The sequence below is a fragment of the Pseudoalteromonas sp. XMcav2-N genome, assembly GCF_024124545.1.
In the GTDB taxonomy this organism is placed as follows: domain Bacteria; phylum Pseudomonadota; class Gammaproteobacteria; order Enterobacterales; family Alteromonadaceae; genus Pseudoalteromonas.
In genome coordinates this window covers 38,049-55,275 of the sequence record NZ_JAMXSF010000014.1, presented here as the reverse complement: position 1 = coordinate 55,275, position 17,227 = coordinate 38,049, and the positions used below count along the sequence as shown (strand labels likewise).

The window sequence follows — 17,227 nt, the reverse complement described above, 5'->3', positions numbered from 1 at the left end:
CGGCAGGGACGGACAATGAGTGAACAACACACACCCAGGCAAACAGGGCTAATCGCCTATTTTGCACATAACTCGGTCGCTGCCAATCTGATGATGGCTTTTATCCTCATCATGGGGATCATCAGTTACTTTACGATCCAGCGGCAAATGTTTCCGAGCATTGAACTGAATCTGATCTCAGTTAATGCAACTTACCCAGGTGCTTCACCACAGGAAATCGAAGAGAGTATCCTGATTAAAGTCGAAGAAGCGCTTAAGGACGTGACGGAGATAGACAAGGCCGTTTATCGTTCGTTCCGTAACGGAGGAAGCGTTCAGCTGGAAATAGACACCAGCGCCGAGCTGGCCGATGTGGCCGATAAAGTGCGCTCGCGGGTCGATGGTATTGCCACCTTCCCGGCGTCGATGGAACCGATACGAGTACAGCAAATTGAGTTTACGCAAGATGTTGTGCAGATGGCACTGGTTGCTGATCTGCCGTTAACGCAGCTCAAGCCGCTGGCTAAAGAAGTTGAAGATGAACTGTTGCAGTTGTCTAATATTTCTCTGGTTGACCGCAATACCCCTGAGTACGAAATCGCCATTGAAGTCGACCCGGATGCATTGCGTCGTTACAACATGTCGATGCAAGAAGTGGCGGCTGCAATTAGCCGTTACTCAACCAACGTATCCGCAGGTCAGATCCGCACCAATGCTGGCCTGATCTCAGTACGGGTTGAGAACCAGAAATACCGCGGCAATGAGTTCCGCCGTATTCCGGTTAAGGTAGGAGCAAACGGCGCGAAAGTGCTGTTGCAGGATGTAGCTGAGATCAAAGATGCGTTTGTTGAAGGCGAATTCTACTTCAAGCTTAACGGTGTCAATGCGGCGTATCTGTCGGTCAGGGCAACCAATGATCAAAACATGGTGCCAATTGCCAATACAATCCACTCTTATATTGAAGCAAAGAACAAGACCTTACCGGAAGGGGTTGAACTGACTGCCTTTGTTGATATGACTTACTACCTTGAAGCGCGTCTGGATATGATGAAAAAGAACATGTTCCAGGGGGCTATCCTGGTTGCGATTATGCTGACCATCTTCTTGCGCTTTAAACTGGCGTTTTGGGTGATGGTGGGTCTGCCTGTGTGTTTCCTGGGTGCGATCATGATGATGCCAGTGTTTGGGATCAGTATGAATATCGTCTCCCTGTTTGCGTTCATTATGGTTCTGGGGATCGTGGTCGATGACGCCATCGTCATAGGGGAAGCGGCCTATACGGAAATAGAACGTAAAGGGCCGGGCGTGAACAATGTGGTCATCGGGGCTAAGCGTGTTGCGACACCTGCCACCTTTGGTGTATTGACGACCATGGCGGTATTTGCGCCTATGGTGCTCTCAAGTGGACCCGAAGCGGCATTCTTTAAGTCTATCGCCATCGTTGTCATGTTGTGTCTGGCATTCAGCCTGATCGAGTCTAAATGGATCTTACCTGCGCATATTGGTCATACTAAATTCAAGCCTATGCGTGAAGGTAGCTGGCGTGCCAAATTTAACAAACGCTTCTTCGCATTCGTTAATGGACCTTATCGCACCCTGGTCGAAAAATGTGTGCAATGGCGCTGGACCGTGTTGTGTGGGTTTATCGGTATGCTGGTATTGAGTGTGTCGCTGATCACTTCTAATCAGGTTCGTTTTGTTCAAATGCCTAAAGTGCCACACGATTACCCTATGGTGAAACTGACGCTGAACGACAATGCGTCTGACTTGCAAACATTGCAAGCGCTCAGCACCATCGAAAAAATGATGCTGGATGTTGAACAAGAGGTGGAGCGAGAGTTTGGTCAGGGTATGATCAAGGACATCATGGTGTGGAACGAAGGACGTACCGAGGGTAACGTACTGGCTGTTCTGGTCGAAGAAGAAGACCGCCCCTTTGATGCCTTCGAACTATCTCGTCGCTGGCGCGAAAAAATGCCTTCTATCGCAGGTGTAAAGTCTTTGCTCGTCATTGATGATGTGAACGATGAAGGTCAGGGACAGGGTGAGTTCGGTTATCTGCTGTATGGTCCGGACATAGATATGCTCAACGCTGCGGGCCGTCAGTTCATTGCGATGCTACAGCAGGAAAAAGGTTTGTTTGATGTGAGCTCCAGTATTGACCCCGAAAGTAAAGAGGTACAGCTGGCATTGAAGCAGGTTGCATATGATTTAGGACTGAGCCTGTCAGATATTGGTAACCAGGTGGGCATGAGCTTCTATGGTGGCGAAGCCCAGCGGGTGATCCGTGACGGCGAAGAGATCAAGGTCATGGTACGTTATCCGCGACTGGACCGGGAGGCTTTCTCGTCACTGAAGCACACGGTCATCACAACCCCTGAGGGCAAAGATGTCATGTTGGGTGATGTGGTTGAATTTGTTGAACGCCCGGGGGTGAGCTATATCCGTCGTGAAAATGGCTATCGTACGGTCTATATCTACGGCAATATTGACGAACAGGTCATTGAGCCAAACCAGGTCGTTGAAAACATCGATAAAAATCTGCTGCCTAAACTGATGGAGCAGTTCCCTGAGGTGAAGACCGAACTGGGTGGTGATATTGAAGAAGATCAGGCACAGGCTAATGAGCAGATGATGTTCTTTATTGCCGGTATGTTCATTGTATATATCTTGCTGGCAGTCCCGCTTAAGAGCTATGGTCAGCCGTTAATCATAATGTCTGTAATCCCGTTCAGCCTGGTCGGCGCTATTTGGGGACATTGGTTCTTTGGCTTGGATATGAGCATGATGTCGACCTATGGTTTGATAGCCGCGGCGGGTGTGGTTATCAATGACTCGCTGGTTATGACGGATTATGTGAATCAGGTGCGCAAAGAAGGCGTAAAACTCAAAGATGCGGTAGTTGAAGCGGGTTGTGCGCGATTCCGTGCGATCACTTTGACCTCAATCACCACCTTTGCGGGGGTTGTGCCGATTATCTTTGAGACCAGCCTGCAAGCGAAGTTTGTTATTCCTATGGCGGTATCTCTGGGCTTTGCAGTGCTGTTTGCAACGTTAATCACACTTATTCTGGTTCCTTGCCTGTATATCATTTTGGTTGATGTAAGAGCCCTGCTGATTAAGGTGTTTGCTTTCATCTTAGAAGTCTTCATTTTAATGTTAAACAGGCTAAAGCAATTGCTTAACCTTAACGTGGATAAGCGCCCGAGCTAATTGCACGCGTTGTGACAGACGGTTCAGAGGCCAGCATTTGCTGGCCTTTTTTTTACAGCTAGAATCTTGCGGCTCGAAGTGAATTAAATGACATCTCAGGCGTTTATTTGCTATGTTAGGGTCACAATGGTTTTTAACAAATTAGGAACAAGTGAGTGACCAAAACGCTGACCCCGCCCGTGGCTAAAAAAGTGCCACACACCATGACCCACCACCAGGATCAAAGGACAGACAACTACTACTGGATGCGTGACGATAATCGTCAGGACCAGCAGATATTGGACCATTTGCATGCCGAAAATGCCTACTGTGAGGCAGTGATGGGCGATCACAAAGCATTGCAGGACCAGTTGTTTGAAGAAATGAAAGGCCGCATTGTAAAAGACGACAATACGGTGCCCGTCAAAGACGGGCGCTTTTGGTATATGAGTGAGGTCAGTGGCGACGATGAATATTCACGTCATTACCGTGGCAGCGATGAAGCCATGACTGACAAGCAATTATTACTGGATGTCAATGCGCTCGCCAAGGCTTACGAGTTTTATGAACTGGGTGATATCGCCGTTAGCCCAAATGACAATGTGCTGGCTTACAGTGAAGATACGGACGGCCGGCGCATTTATACCGTGCGCTTTAAAGACTTACAAAGCGGTGAGATGCGCAGTGACGTACTGACTGAAACCGAAGGGGAAGTAGTCTGGGCCAATGACAATAAAACCGTATTCTATGTACGTAAAGACCTGCAAACCCTGCTGGGCTATCAGGTTTATCGCCATGTATTAGGCACACCGCAAAGCGATGACCAGCTGGTGTATGAAGAACAGGACCGTCAGTTTTATATGGGTCTGGGTAAGAGTCGCGATGAAAGCGAGATCTACATTCATCTGGCCGCTACGGAAACCACAGATATTCTGGCGTTGTCGGCCGATGAGCCACAAGGTCAGTTTGAGCGCTTACTGACCCGAACCACAGGTCATGAATATGGTCTTGATAAGCTGGGGGAGCATTACTTCCTGGTCTCTAACCGGGAAGCCAAAAATTTCCGCCTGTTACGTGCGACCAAAGAGACGCTGGCCAACCCTGACTTGTGGGAAGAGTTGATTGCGCATCGTGAACACGTGCTGCTTGAAGGCATGGAGCTGTTCCACAGTCACTATGTGGTGACAGAGCGAGAGCTTGGCCAGATCCGTTTTGTTGTGCATGATTACGCGGGTAATAGTTATCAGCTTAAGTTTGACGATGCCTGCTTTTTTGCCGGGTTGGGCTATAACCCCGAGCCAGAGGCCGAAACTGTCAGGATCTACTACTCAAGCCTGACAACCCCTAGCAGTGTTTATGACTTTGCACTTGTCGGGGGTAAAAAGGCCCTGAAGAAACAACAGAAAGTACTGGGTGACTTTAACCCTGACTATTATGCTTCTGAGCGATTACATATCCCTGTACGTGATGGGGTCGAGGTACCGGTGTCACTGGTTTATCGCAAAGATAAGTTCAGTAAAGATGGCACTAACCCGCTGCTGCAATATGGGTATGGCGCTTACGGCATCACCATAGATCCGAATTTCTCGACTAACACATTGAGCCTGCTGGACCGCGGCTTTGTGTATGCCATTGCGCATATTCGAGGTTCAGAGATGCTTGGCCGTAACTGGTACGAGCAAGGTAAAAAAGCGCATAAGCAAAATAGCTTTAACGACTTTGAAGACGTTACCCGGGCTTTGGTTGAGCAAGGATATGGTGCTGCGGATAAAGTGTTTGCCTCTGGTGGTAGTGCCGGCGGTCTGCTGATGGGGGCCGTGGTGAATCAGGCACCAGAGTTATATCGTGGGATTGGTTGTCATGTGCCCTTTTTGGATGTGCTAACCACTATGCTGGACGAGAGCATCCCGCTGACGACCAACGAATATGATGAGTGGGGGAATCCGAACGATGAGGCGGACTACCGTACTATCTTAGCGTATTCACCCTATGACAACCTGCGCGCCGCTGACTATCCTAATATTCTGGTAACAACAGGACTGCATGATTCTCAGGTGCAATACTGGGAGCCGATGAAATGGGTGGCCAAGTTGCGCGAATTGAAAACGGATAACAATTTGTTGTTGTTTAAAACCGATATGGATGCCGGGCATGGTGGCGCATCGGGTCGCTTTAAAAGCTTGCATGAAAAGGCGCTGGAAATGGCCTTTTTCATTGGCTTACTGACTCGCTAATCCTGCGTTTTGAAGCAGACTGATGCAGATCAGTCTGTGTGTCAGCCACCTGGCATATCATGTGAAAAATAGACTTGGAGAGCAGGTATGTTTGCAGCACATGGAAAATGGCAAATTAATATTGCCCCGCCAGTGATTTTTGTGAATCTGATCGGCGCTTTTAACCGAGAAGGGGTTCGGGCGTTCGAGCAACAGGCAGTGACTGAAGTGTCATCCTTTCCTGCGGGGTCGCTGCAGCGGGTTGTGATCAACCTGGCTCAGTGTGAGCTGGCAACGTCGGACAGTATGGAGGCACTGCAAAGCTATTTCTCAGAAGTGGCGCAACGTGGTTATCAGGAAATCGATTTTATTGGTGTGAATGCTTTGTCTCGTCAGTTGCTGACGCGGTTGTGGCAGGAGCAACCTGTGAAAGTGCTGTTTTATCTTGATGCGGATGCTTATCTGATTCAGCACCCTCATTATCGTGATGCTGCCCCCTGGCTGAGTGCATCGATAATTGAATGATAAAGTAAATGGAGAGGCCCAGCCCCTCCATTTTGCAAACTGTTTGAGCCTGTTAAGCTAAATAGGCTTTCAGCATCCACACCAGTTTCTCTTGCTCTTTGATGTAGTCGCTCATCATTGCAGCCGTACCCTCATCGCTTGCATCGCCAGCTTGTTCTAAAATGGCGCGCTGCATTTTTATCAGGGTGGTAAACCCGTCCAGCAGGTACTTCACCGCTTCCTGGCCATCACTGATCCCTTTGGCCTCGTTGATCTGGCTGTGCTCAAGATAATCACTGAAAGCATGCAGCGGCGTGCCTTCTATGGTCAGAATACGCTCCGCGATTTCATCTACCTGTAGCAAAAGTTGATTGTATATCTCTTCAAACTTGACGTGCAGCTCAAAGAAATTTCGGCCTTTAATGTTCCAGTGAACACTGCGGGCGTTCATATATTGGATCTGATAACTACTTAACAGGGTATTGAGGTTGCTTACTAACGCCTGACTCTTCTGGCTGTCTAATCCAATGCTGTTGCTCATAGTTTACTCCTGTATTGCGGTTAAAAAAGAAGACGCAAACAGGTTGCGTCTGAGTGATTCTTAGTGTGACTAAAAAGACGGCAGATGCCAAATGGGAAAAGTCGATTGCAGGCATCAACATTATTGAAGACAGCACCGTACTGACTGCGCCACACTGTTGGACAAAAGCTTATACAACAGCGGCTTAATCTGCACTTAATGATGCTTAAAGTTTGCCACTTTGATACTTGAGGCCATAACAACAACCACTAAGTTGATCTATCTCAAGCAGTAAATAGGTTGCTTTTTCACCGCTGTGGGAATTTGATTCAGGTCAAAATTTCCCCGGCTAAGGCGCGCATAATGATCTCAACAGGCAGAAGATGTGGATTGAACCGAGGTTATCTGAAACGCACATCTGTGCCATTCATTCAGGTTTTTTTAGGCGTGTCAGAGCACTGCATACAGGTGCAACACCCAAGGAGCGTATCATGCAAGGTAAAACCCCTTCTCAACATAAATCCGAAATTGCTGTGGTTGTTATTGCACTACTGACGTTTGTGGTTGGTCTGGTCGGCCACCTGGCAGGTGCGAGTTACGCGAATTCAGACGCATTCGGCTATATTGCTGCGCCGATCCCCCTGATTGTCGGGATCATTGCGTTGGTGGCTTATAAAATTGCAGCAAATGGCGATCACTGAGATCGCTGCAGTATCTCAACGATGTAGTTGAGTACAGTACGAGAGTAAATTAAGGTGGTATGGCTGAGACGAAAGATTTTGTGCTCGGCCATGCCTTTTAACTTAGTTTCATCCAACAGCACAGTACCATCTGAGCGACTGCCTTTTTTCAGCAGCGGCATCAGGCCAATTGGCAGATCTCCGGCGATGCTGTATAACTTGGCTTTAAATGGCCAGTTATGCTGCTGACTGAGCAAGTATTCCACGCTGTTTCTGAGCACCATATCAAAACCATGGTCATGCATATGCTTGGCGATATAGCTGCCCTTGTGCGGGGTGCCCAGCGTGATGACTTTGCTGATAGCCTGGCTGGCCTCAGACTGGTGGGTGAGATAATCTCGGGCAACCAGTCCACCCATTGAGTGGCAAACCAGCGCAGCATCATGGCCCGCCACAAAGGCATCTATCTGCGCAAAGATAGTCTGTTTGTCTGGCGTCAGCGTGTTATAGCTGAGGTTGAGGATCTCGAAGCCGAGCTTTTCCAGCCGCTCGCACAGCGGGCGCATGACAAATCCTGACATATACAATCCATGTAAAACGACGACTCTGGTTACTGCCATTGTGCTTACCTCTTGTGCATCCGGGTGAGATTATCCCTGCAATATTTCCGGGATCAGATGCACACTGTGTTGTTCATCACTGAACCAGATTTCACCGTCCTGTACCGTGACTGTCAAGGCCATTGTGCGAGTTAGCATCTCAGCCATTACGCTAGTGGCGCTGTAAGGCAAGCTGATGACCTTAAGGTTCGTGTACTGGCGCAGTGTGTTCTGGTTTTTTTGCCACCATGGGCCCTGATTGTTCTCACCATAGGTATAAAGTACCACTTGTTTAGAACGATTGCTGGCTTTTTTAAGCCACTTTTCTTCGGGTAAGCCCACACTAAGCCACAGTTCAATTTCATCACTGAAGTTTTTCAGCCAGATATCCGGCTCATCTTCGACACATAGGCCCTTACTGAAACTGAGTCCGTCCTGGTACTCCAGCGCAAACGCCAGCAGCCGCACCATCACACGCTGGGCGTTTTCCGATGGGTGTTGTGCCAAGGTAACACTGATGTCCTGATATACATGACGGTCCATATCGCTGAGCGAGAGATTGGCCTTTAAAATAGTTGATTTGAGTGCCATTGCCTGTCCAATAAAGCAAAAATGCCATTATATCGGTAAATGCCCAGTTTGTACGGGGAAAGTGGTGTGGATGTCCGCTAGCGACTATTCAGGTGGTAATGGAACAGACAGGCCTGAGCAAGCGCGCAGCCAGGCAATAGCCATGATCCTTTGTAGATAAGAGTGAGAAGTAAAACAGCCCCTGGCAGAGTTGCGTAGTACAAAAGGTGACCCTGGGTATAGCGGCTGCACAGCCAGTGAACCGGCAAACCGATGACGAGCCAGCCGACCAAAGAGAAAGCAAGGTAAAACGCGGATAATAAAGCGAAACTGGTAAGCAAACCCACCATTTTCATTGGGCTGAGTAAATCATCAACCATCAGGGTCGCCATACCCAGCAAGAGCAGCAGGCCAGTGTAAAAAACACTTTTTAACGCCGCACTGGCCCAGTTACCGTTCAAAATACATACTCCTTACTGCCAGAGATGTGTGGCTGCTTATTCTATCCCCAATATCGCGGTTTATAGTACACTATGCGTTATTCATGTGTCGTGCGGCTGGGCAAACTAAATAGTGTGTTTTTCGAGCCATTGAACCCGACACAAGCAGATTTAATAAGGTAGAAAACGATGAGCAGAACAGGTATCCAGTGGTTCCCCGGACATATGAACAAGGCGCGCAATGAGATCAAAGAGATCATGCCGCAGATGGATGTGATTATTGAGGTACTGGACGCCCGCATTCCTTATAGCAGTGAAAACCCTATGGTCGCACAGCTGCGTGGCGACAAGCCGGTCATCAAAATCCTGAACAAAGCCGATCTGGCCGATCCAGAACTGACACAGGCCTGGATGGACTATTTTGAACGTGAAGATGGGGTGAAAACCCTGGCATTTGGCCATGACAAAGGCAATGACGTTCAGCGTATTAACGCGTTATGTAAAAAGCTGGCGCCGCATAAAGTCGGTCAGGATAAGCAGCTCAAGGCGATGATCATGGGCATTCCTAATGTCGGCAAATCGACACTGATCAATATTCTGGCAGGGCGTATCGTCGCGAAAACGGGCAATGAACCCGCGGTGACGAAAGCCCAGCAGCGCATTAAGCTCGAAGACGGCATAATGCTGTACGATACACCGGGCATGTTATGGCCAAAAGTTGAAAATGAAAACTCGGGCTATCGCCTTGCTGCAACCGGTGCCATTCGTGATACTGCAATCAACTATGAAGAAGTGGCCAGTTACACCGCCGAATATCTGCTGCAGGCATATCCACAGCTTTTACAGGCTCGATATAAAATTGATGAGTTGCCTGAGTGCGACTGGACCTTTATTGAAATGGCCGGGCGAAAGCGGGGGTGTATTCGTGGTGGCAACCAGGTGGATACGCACAAAATGTCAGAGATCCTAATCAACGAGCTCCGCGATGCCATCATAGGTCGCATCACCATGGAAACCCCGCAAATGCGTGATGAAGAGGAAGAAATGGTTGCGCAACTGCGTCAGGCGGCAGAAGCGAAAAAGGCGGCCAAAGAGGAAGAAAAGCGCCAGCGTCGTGCTCGTGCACGGAAAAATCGTCGTTAATCCCTGCTGGGTGAGCAAAAATCAGGCATAAAAAAAGCCCGGGGCAGGGCTTTTTGATTTCATATCTACCGTCACCGATATGAGCAATGTAGCAAGTAAAATAGTGAGTTGGTTGCCTGTGAGCCACATCAAGGGGCGTTAATGCTTTTCACCTGCAACCAGAGCTTTGTGCGTAAGCAACACGTACTTCTGAGTCGAGAAACAAATTAAGTACTACAACAAAATGAGTCGTCAATCTCGCTTTGTTGATAATGATTATCAATTAGATCTTTCCGGTTGTCAACACTCATTTGAAATTAATTATCATTTGCGTTAGTGGCAGATCGCTAATTTGGTAAATTTCAGGCATAAAAAAAGCCCTGTACAGGGCTTTTTTTGTGTTCATATCTACCGTCACCGATATGAGCAATGTAGCAAGTAAAATAGTGAGTTAGTTGCCTGTGAACCACATTAAGGGGCGTTAATGTTATTCACCTGCAACCTGCGCAGTTAACGTGTGCATCACGTGTTTCAGGGTCGAGAAACAAAATATGTACTGCAACAAAGTGAGCCGTCAATCCCGCTTTGTTGAGATTGATTATCAATTAGATCTTTGTGCCTGTCAATTCTTTTTTGAAAATAATTCTCATTTAGTTTGGGCTGTGAATTCAACGTAGTTCGTTGTCATGCCATCTTTCAGCGCTGTGCTTTAGGTGATGTGTGCAGAAAAGCACTCTGGAGTGAGCTGTTTTTAATCCGGAAATGAAAAAAGCCCTGAGGAGGGCTTTTTGAGTTCATATCTACCGTCACCGATATGAGCAATGTAGCAAGTAAAATATAAGGCGGTTGTTGAGTTACACCAAGGGGCGTCAATGTAACTCAGCAACAACCAGTGCTGTTATCGTGCGCAACACGCGTTTCAGGGTCGAGAAACAATTAGAGTAACAAAATGAACCGTCACGTCACTTTGTTGAGATTGATTATCAATTAGATTTGTGTGCCTGTCAATTACTTTTGAAAATAATTCTCATTTGTGTTTTTGCTGGTTCGTACTATGTGTTTTATTAATTTACTCATAATGTACACTTTTTTAACATGATGAGAGGTGTTACTCTGCTTCTTGTTAGTACAGTTAAAAGGAACTTATGAATTGAATACCATTATCTTACCGGGAGCCATAATTGCGGCAGTTAGTCTGCCGGTGTTTGCGACAGAGTACTTTGATATAGAAGCTGAGCTGCTTACATTCGGCTCACAGAGCTACAAGATTTATTTGGATGCTGAACCTGTGTCTCGTACAGAACAAGAGATACGTTTGCGCTTTTGGGCGCAATGCGCTGATGCGTCGTGCAAAAGTCAGCGCTTTCAGAGGCAGGTAGTGCGAGATTTTGAACAGGCAATGTCAAAAGGTGCATTTGGGGTATCAACTAAGACGCACGTGTTGCCTTGTGACTATGCTGATAAAGGATGCCCGTTTAATTACAATGCTGCAACTCTGGTGCTTGAAACAGACGTAACGCCTGAAGAGCTAGCGTCACACGACTTAAATGTATTTGACTTAGTCATCGTCATGAACATGTCTGAATCTGGTGTCGGTATGCCTTTGAGTGCATGTAATTACGATACATCTCCAAGCACGTGTTTAACGAACACCAACTTTCAGTTTTCCGCGCTCAGCCCCACCTCATTCTCGGTGACCTATGAGACAGATTGGAATGATGCGGATCAGCGTGATGATGAACAGGAACTGCATCACTTTACCCAAAAAGCGGGTTACTACTGTAAAGAGCGGGCACAGACCAGGGCATCGCATGTGCGTGTAACACTGACATGCGATCATCAGGGTGAGCAAAAACCGCAGCTTTAGTTAGTCTGCAACCAGTAATAGTAGTCGGTGGCATCGTGAATATCGACGCGCTGCTGCGCGGCTTCCAGCTGGTTAATGACCTGGTGTAAATGTGCCGGATTTTCCCAGGTTTCACTGACATCCACGCCAAGCCTCACAGAAAATGCTGGCGAGGCCAGTGCACGTTCATCAGCTGTGGCATTCATGATTGAATCACTGCTATCCCGCTCGTAGGCCATAATTGAAATACCATCCAGCACATTGGCCAGTTCCGTAAAAAAAGCGCTTCCCCGATCTGGCCAGTTGATATTGGTTGAGCTGTCATACCAGGTTGGAATATCAGCATAAAGTTTTATCTGTGCCATCTCCTGAGTATCGAGTAAGGCTCTGATTGCTTTAAATGTATCAATGAGTTGCCACAACAAAGCCTGTCGTGACTGGGCTGTGCCTTGCTTCCATTCATTTAGGGCATGGGGCTCTATATCCAGGTGAAGCGCCGTAAATTCGGCATCTGGTGCAGCATGGTGCTGATAGTCGATAAAACGGGTCTGCAACTTACTCAGCATCTTGCTATGGTTGCTCGGAAAAACCCAGGTGTTTTGTGCCATCAAATAGTGTGACTGAATCCCCTGTGTTGCAAGTGTTTGATTCCACTGTGCGACGGCCTGAGGGTGAGTCGATGTATATTGCCCGTAGGAACCATAAACAACAGAAATATTCTGTTGCTGCAGTAAATCAATCAAGGTTTGTTGTTCAGATTGTGCGGTGATCATAGAGGAAGCACCCAGCGGGTCGCCCCCTTTTTTCCACAGCCAGGTTGCGCGTTCAGATGCCTGAATGGCAACACTGGTTGTGAGTGCCAGTATCGAACCGAGAAAGATGTGGCGCTTAGGCATTGTTAGACTCCTTATTGATTGTTTTACCGTCGACTGTATGTGTCAGACATATTCCATGATGGGTGCTCGATCCCAGTGCCAAATTGCCGTATAACTAACCTTAAATAACAAAAAATAAACAGGATATTTATGCTAAGTTTGCTTGGCTTAATTGGTGCTTTGGCATTACTGATAGGCCTTACCCTGCGCGGGGTCAACTTATTTATCGCTGCGCCCTTGTGTGCATTGATTGTGGCCCTGACCAGTGATATTGCCATTTTCAATGGCACCTCGGGACAACCCTTTGTGTCTCTTTATATGGCCGGATTTGCCGGATTTTTGCAAGCCTGGTTTTTGATGTTCCTGCTGGGCTCTTTGTTTGGCAAGTTCATGGAAGACACTGGGGCGGCTGATGCCATTGCCCATTACGTGATAGGCAAAATCGGGATGAAGTACGCGGTACTTGCCGTGGTACTGGCTTGCGCGCTACTGACTTATGGGGGGGTCAGTGTGTTTATCGTGGCTTTTTCCGTTTATCCCATGGCTTTGAGTTTGTTTAAAGATGCAAATCTGCCCCGGCGCTTTATCCCGGCCGTACTGGCATTTGGTTCCGTGACCTTTACGATGACCTCTGCAGGCTCACCTGAAATCCAAAACTGGATCCCTATTAAGTACCTGGGTACATCGCCCTATGCAGCCTGGCAGGAGAGTCTGGTTGTAGCCATTTTTATGGCGGGATTAGGTTATATGCTGCTGAGCTGGATGATCCGTCGCGCAGTGGCGAACGGTGAAAGTTTTGTGGCCCGCCAGGATGATCCCGAGCAGGTTCAGAGGTGCTTGCCGCATCCAATCACGGGTTTATTACCTTTACTGGTCGTACTTATATTGTCCTTTACCTTGCATGGTGCACTGCAACAAAATGCGCTGATCGTTGCTCTGCTGGGTGGGGTACTCACTATTTTAGCGATTAATTTTAAGCACTTTCGCAATTTATCTCAGGCGGTCAATCTTGGCACTACCGGCGCTTTGGTAGCAATCGGGAATACGGCTGCGGTGGTGGGCTTTGGCGCGGTAGCCAAAGGCACGCCGGCGTTTAATGAAGCTGTTGCTCTGATGACCAGTATCCCCGGCAATGAACTGCTTGGCGCTGCCATTGCAGTGAGTGTAATCGCGGCACTGACGGGATCGGCATCGGGCGGGCAGGCTATTGCGTTGCCCTTAGTTGCGCCGCACTATCTGGACTTGGGCGTTGATGCAAATCAGCTGCATCGGGTGGTGGCTATCAGCTCTGGGGCGCTCGATACCTTGCCACACAATGGCTATGTTGTGACGACCGTTCGTGCAATTTGCGGAGAGAAGCATCAGGATGCGTACTGGCCATTAGCGGTACTGACGGTGCTGGTTCCATTATTAGGTGTGGGGCTTATTCTCGGGCTATTTATTTGGTTTTAAATGACTTGCAGGCAGGCGTTTTTGCCTGAACCGTATTGAGTCGTTTAGCCCCTGATTTGGGTAAGTAAGAGTGGAGTAAGCAGGTCATTTAAGTCATCGAAATGGCCACTTATTTACGCTATTCGCGGGGCTTTTATTACCCATTAAAACAGGGGCAGCCTTTATCTGACGGTGTTTTGGAGCATACAAAAGCCCCATAAGCAAAATACATTCCACGATAAACCACTTTTTTCTCAAATTGATTGCATTTTAGACGACGTGAAGGATGATGTTCGCCTAAAGAGGTGATATACTCCCGCCGAATAATTTTTCTACTTTAAATAGAGTAAAACAATGGCAGATTTATCGAAATACAGAAACATTGGTATTTTCGCGCACGTTGATGCGGGTAAAACTACCACCACTGAGCGTATTCTAAAGCTTACTGGTAAAATCCACAAAACGGGTGAAGTACATGACGGTGAGTCTACTACTGACTTCATGGAGCAGGAAGCTGAGCGTGGTATTACAATCCAATCAGCAGCGGTAACTTGTGAGTGGAAAGGCCACCGTTTAAACGTTATCGATACTCCTGGACACGTTGACTTCACAGTTGAAGTATATCGTTCACTGAAAGTACTAGACGGTGGTATCGGTGTATTCTGTGGATCTGGCGGTGTTGAGCCTCAGTCAGAAACTAACTGGCGTTATGCGAATGAATCAGAAGTTGCACGTGTTATCTTCGTAAACAAGCTTGACCGTATGGGTGCAGACTTCTACCGTGTAGTAGGTCAGGTTGAAAATGTACTTGCTGCTAACCCACTTGTTATGACGCTGCCAATTGGTATCGAAGACGAGTTCTGTGGTGTTGTAGACGTACTTTCTAAGAAAGCATACGTATGGGATGACACTGGTCTTCCAGAAAATTACGAAGTGCAAGACGTTCCAGCAGACATGGTTGACAAAGTTGAAGAGTACCATGAAATGCTGATCGAAACTGCGGTTGAGCAAGACGACGACCTGATGGAAGCGTATATGGAAGGTGAAATGCCTTCTGTAGAGCAAATCAAAGAGTGTATCCGTAAAGGTACTCGTGAGCTGGCGTTCTTCCCAACTTACTGTGGTTCAGCGTTCAAGAACAAAGGTGTTCAGCTGGTACTAGACGCAGTTGTTGATTACCTGCCTGCGCCTACAGAAGTTGACCCTCAGCCTCTGACTGATCCAGAAACAGGTGAGCCTACTGGTGAAGTAGCAACTGTAGATGCTGACGAGCCGCTTAAAGCGCTTGCGTTTAAGATCATGGATGACCGTTTCGGCGCCCTGACCTTTATCCGTATCTACTCTGGTCGCATGAAAAAAGGTGACACTGTACTTAACTCTGCAACTGGTAAAACAGAGCGTATCGGCCGTATGGTTGAAATGCAGGCGGACGAGCGTAACGAACTGACTGAAGCACAAGCGGGTGACATCATCGCGGTTGTGGGCATGAAGAACGTTCAAACTGGTCACACGCTGTGTGATCCTAAGCACGAATGTACACTTGAAGCGATGATCTTCCCTGATCCGGTAATCTCTATCGCGGTAGCACCTAAAGATAAAGGTGGTAACGAGAAGATGGGTATCGCGATTGGTAAGATGGTTGCAGAAGATCCGTCATTCCAGGTTGAAACTGATGAAGATTCAGGCGAAACCATCCTTAAAGGTATGGGTGAGCTTCACCTGGACATCAAAGTTGACATCCTTAAGCGTACTTACGGTGTAGACCTAATCGTTGGTCAGCCTCAGGTTGCTTACCGTGAAACTATCACACAGGAAATCGAAGACAGCTACACGCACAAGAAGCAGTCTGGTGGTTCTGGTCAGTTCGGTAAGATCGACTACCGCATCAAGCCTGGTGAGCCTAACTCTGGCTACACTTTCTCATCTTCAGTTGTTGGTGGTAACGTTCCTAAGGAATTCTGGCCAGCAGTTGAGAAAGGCTTCAAGATGATGATGGACGAAGGTGTTCTGGCTGGCTTCCCTGTACTAGACGTTGAAGTTGAGCTGTTCGACGGTGGTTTCCACGCAGTTGACTCATCAGCAATCGCGTTCGAAATCGCAGCGAAAGGCGCATTCCGTCAGTCAATCCCTAAAGCAGGCCCTCAGCTTCTTGAGCCTGTGATGAAGGTTGACGTGTTCACTCCAGAAGACAACGTAGGTGACGTAATCGGTGACCTTAACCGTCGTCGTGGTATGATCAAAGACCAGGAAGCTGGCGCAACTGGCGTACGTATCAAAGGTGAAGTACCACTATCTGAAATGTTCGGATACATTGGTCACCTGCGTACTATCACGTCTGGTCGTGGTCAGTTCTCAATGGAATTCTCTCACTATGCACCTTGCCCGGCAAACGTTGCTGACGCAGTCATTGCAGCAGAGAAAGAGAAAAAAGCTGCTAAGTAATTAGTAGACTGATTTCTGAAAAAAGGCCGCATTTGCGGCCTTTTTAATGCTTGTTACTGTAAGATGCGGCGTGTTGAATCCCGTGACTCCAAAACTCCCCTTATCACTCATCTAAATAGTTCGCATGCTACTTGGGCACAAATATAAATAAAATCATACCCCCCATCCTGCGTGGAAATTAATCGCTAATTATTGCTAAAAATAACACAAATGGACTTGATTTAGGAACTCTGCAACTTTATCATTAGAACTCAGATTCTGTTGATTCTGCCTGTAATTGAGTAAAATTGGGAGGTACTCATGAGAACCATAGATTTGGATATCAGCTGGTTTGCCGTGTTAGCCACTTTGTGTGGTATTTCACTGTGTTATGGGATGATGACTTTGGTCGCCCTAAATGGGATTGCGTCGTCATTGATGGTTTTGGCGCTATTGGTTGTTGCATTGGTTGTAGTGTCGACACTCACCAATAAGCGCTTTGTACATATCGATAAAGCAGGAATTTGTTATCGCACATGGATGAAAACACAGTATGTGCACGCAGATGAAATAGTATCACTCGAGCGACAAAAGCTGGGTCCGTTGCGTTGTTTAAGGGTTGTGCTTAGTAACAACCGAAAATTAGCATTTCCCTACTGGTCTATTGATGATGTTGAGCTGCAAAAAGCTGCTCAGCTGCTATCTGTTCCGATATTGGAAAATAGCAACCAAGTTAAAGCTTGAACATACCAAATCACCACACAAGGTGACCTGGTGTAAAAACTGAGAGCAAACAAAAAAATGCGCCTTCTGGCGCATTTTTTCTATTTTTATA

Annotated in this window: 15 protein-coding genes; 10 read left to right on the top strand and 5 right to left on the bottom strand. The window is 47.4% G+C overall.

What is annotated here, in order from left to right:
- Positions 1–15: 15 nt before the first annotated feature.
- From NH568_RS17155 to NH568_RS17145, 3 genes are all read left to right on the top strand, one after another.
- Positions 16–3,192, top strand: coding sequence for an efflux RND transporter permease subunit (locus tag NH568_RS17155; RefSeq protein ID WP_253049167.1), 3,177 nt, complete (start codon positions 16–18; stop codon positions 3,190–3,192).
- 155 nt (positions 3,193–3,347) lie between these two features.
- Positions 3,348–5,405, top strand: coding sequence for a S9 family peptidase (locus NH568_RS17150; RefSeq protein ID WP_349288018.1), 2,058 nt, complete (start codon positions 3,348–3,350; stop codon positions 5,403–5,405).
- Between the two features lie 87 nt (positions 5,406–5,492).
- The gene (locus NH568_RS17145; protein ID WP_253049164.1) at positions 5,493–5,909 is read left to right on the top strand and encodes a hypothetical protein; all 417 of its coding nucleotides are present in this window, start codon (positions 5,493–5,495) and stop codon (positions 5,907–5,909) included.
- Between the two features lie 52 nt (positions 5,910–5,961).
- Here the strand turns inward: NH568_RS17145 and NH568_RS17140 are convergent, their stop codons facing one another.
- Complete coding sequence (locus NH568_RS17140; RefSeq protein WP_253049161.1) at positions 5,962–6,429, bottom strand: Dps family protein; 468 nt, start codon at positions 6,427–6,429, stop codon at positions 5,962–5,964.
- 65 nt (positions 6,430–6,494) lie between these two features.
- Here NH568_RS17140 and NH568_RS24050 point away from each other — a divergent pair, with 65 nt between their 5' ends.
- Together NH568_RS24050 and NH568_RS17135 are read left to right on the top strand one after the other, a co-directional pair.
- The gene (locus NH568_RS24050) at positions 6,495–6,617 is read left to right on the top strand and encodes a hypothetical protein (protein WP_283235369.1); all 123 of its coding nucleotides are present in this window, start codon (positions 6,495–6,497) and stop codon (positions 6,615–6,617) included.
- A 282-nt stretch (positions 6,618–6,899) separates the two neighbouring features.
- Positions 6,900–7,109 (top strand): hypothetical protein, encoded by a 210-nt coding sequence (locus tag NH568_RS17135; protein WP_010384994.1) that lies wholly within the window; start codon positions 6,900–6,902, stop codon positions 7,107–7,109.
- Here the strand turns inward: NH568_RS17135 and NH568_RS17130 are convergent.
- The 3 genes from NH568_RS17130 to NH568_RS17120 form a co-directional block, all read right to left on the bottom strand.
- The gene (locus NH568_RS17130) at positions 7,103–7,708 is read right to left on the bottom strand and encodes an alpha/beta hydrolase (RefSeq protein WP_138546008.1); all 606 of its coding nucleotides are present in this window, start codon (positions 7,706–7,708) and stop codon (positions 7,103–7,105) included. The two genes, NH568_RS17135 and NH568_RS17130, sit on opposite strands and share 7 nt — an antisense overlap.
- Positions 7,709–7,738: 30 nt before the next feature.
- Positions 7,739–8,278, bottom strand: a complete 540-nt coding sequence (locus NH568_RS17125; RefSeq protein WP_253049158.1) for a YaeQ family protein — start codon at positions 8,276–8,278, stop codon at positions 7,739–7,741.
- Positions 8,279–8,355: 77 nt separating this feature from the next.
- Complete coding sequence (locus NH568_RS17120) at positions 8,356–8,718, bottom strand: hypothetical protein (protein ID WP_253049156.1); 363 nt, start codon at positions 8,716–8,718, stop codon at positions 8,356–8,358.
- A 168-nt stretch (positions 8,719–8,886) separates the two neighbouring features.
- On the opposite strand from NH568_RS17120, the gene ylqF reads away from it, so the two are divergent.
- Positions 8,887–9,840: a ribosome biogenesis GTPase YlqF gene (gene ylqF / locus NH568_RS17115; protein WP_138546011.1), complete on the top strand. Its 954-nt coding sequence runs from the start codon at positions 8,887–8,889 to the stop codon at positions 9,838–9,840.
- Positions 9,841–10,969: 1,129 nt separating this feature from the next.
- Positions 10,970–11,686, top strand: coding sequence for a hypothetical protein (locus NH568_RS17110; protein WP_253049154.1), 717 nt, complete (start codon positions 10,970–10,972; stop codon positions 11,684–11,686).
- On the opposite strand, the gene NH568_RS17105 is transcribed toward NH568_RS17110, so the two are convergent.
- A complete protein-coding gene (locus tag NH568_RS17105; protein ID WP_253049151.1) occupies positions 11,683–12,561 on the bottom strand; it encodes a hypothetical protein in 879 nt (292 codons plus the stop codon). The two genes, NH568_RS17110 and NH568_RS17105, sit on opposite strands and share 4 nt — an antisense overlap.
- Positions 12,562–12,690: 129 nt before the next feature.
- Here NH568_RS17105 and NH568_RS17100 point away from each other — a divergent pair, with 129 nt between their 5' ends.
- The 3 genes from NH568_RS17100 (at position 12,691) to NH568_RS17090 (ending at position 17,136) form a co-directional block, all read left to right on the top strand.
- Positions 12,691–13,992, top strand: a complete 1,302-nt coding sequence (locus NH568_RS17100; protein ID WP_253049149.1) for a GntP family permease — start codon at positions 12,691–12,693, stop codon at positions 13,990–13,992.
- 333 nt (positions 13,993–14,325) lie between these two features.
- The gene (fusA, locus tag NH568_RS17095; protein ID WP_253049147.1) at positions 14,326–16,413 is read left to right on the top strand and encodes an elongation factor G; all 2,088 of its coding nucleotides are present in this window, start codon (positions 14,326–14,328) and stop codon (positions 16,411–16,413) included.
- 300 nt (positions 16,414–16,713) lie between these two features.
- Positions 16,714–17,136, top strand: a complete 423-nt coding sequence (locus tag NH568_RS17090) for a hypothetical protein (RefSeq protein ID WP_253049144.1) — start codon at positions 16,714–16,716, stop codon at positions 17,134–17,136.
- Positions 17,137–17,227 lie beyond the last annotated feature (91 nt).

Coding starts and splice junctions, on each gene's coding strand:
- NH568_RS17155 (WP_253049167.1), top strand. CDS start 16: ATGAGTGAACAACACACACCCAGGCAAACAGGGCTAATCGCCTATTTT.
- NH568_RS17145 (WP_253049164.1), top strand. CDS start 5,493: ATGTTTGCAGCACATGGAAAATGGCAAATTAATATTGCCCCGCCAGTG.
- NH568_RS17140 (WP_253049161.1), bottom strand. CDS start 6,429: ATGAGCAACAGCATTGGATTAGACAGCCAGAAGAGTCAGGCGTTAGTA.
- NH568_RS17135 (WP_010384994.1), top strand. CDS start 6,900: ATGCAAGGTAAAACCCCTTCTCAACATAAATCCGAAATTGCTGTGGTT.
- NH568_RS17130 (WP_138546008.1), bottom strand. CDS start 7,708: ATGGCAGTAACCAGAGTCGTCGTTTTACATGGATTGTATATGTCAGGA.
- NH568_RS17125 (WP_253049158.1), bottom strand. CDS start 8,278: ATGGCACTCAAATCAACTATTTTAAAGGCCAATCTCTCGCTCAGCGAT.
- ylqF (WP_138546011.1), top strand. CDS start 8,887: ATGAGCAGAACAGGTATCCAGTGGTTCCCCGGACATATGAACAAGGCG.
- NH568_RS17105 (WP_253049151.1), bottom strand. CDS start 12,561: ATGCCTAAGCGCCACATCTTTCTCGGTTCGATACTGGCACTCACAACC.
- NH568_RS17100 (WP_253049149.1), top strand. CDS start 12,691: ATGCTAAGTTTGCTTGGCTTAATTGGTGCTTTGGCATTACTGATAGGC.
- fusA (WP_253049147.1), top strand. CDS start 14,326: ATGGCAGATTTATCGAAATACAGAAACATTGGTATTTTCGCGCACGTT.
- NH568_RS17090 (WP_253049144.1), top strand. CDS start 16,714: ATGAGAACCATAGATTTGGATATCAGCTGGTTTGCCGTGTTAGCCACT.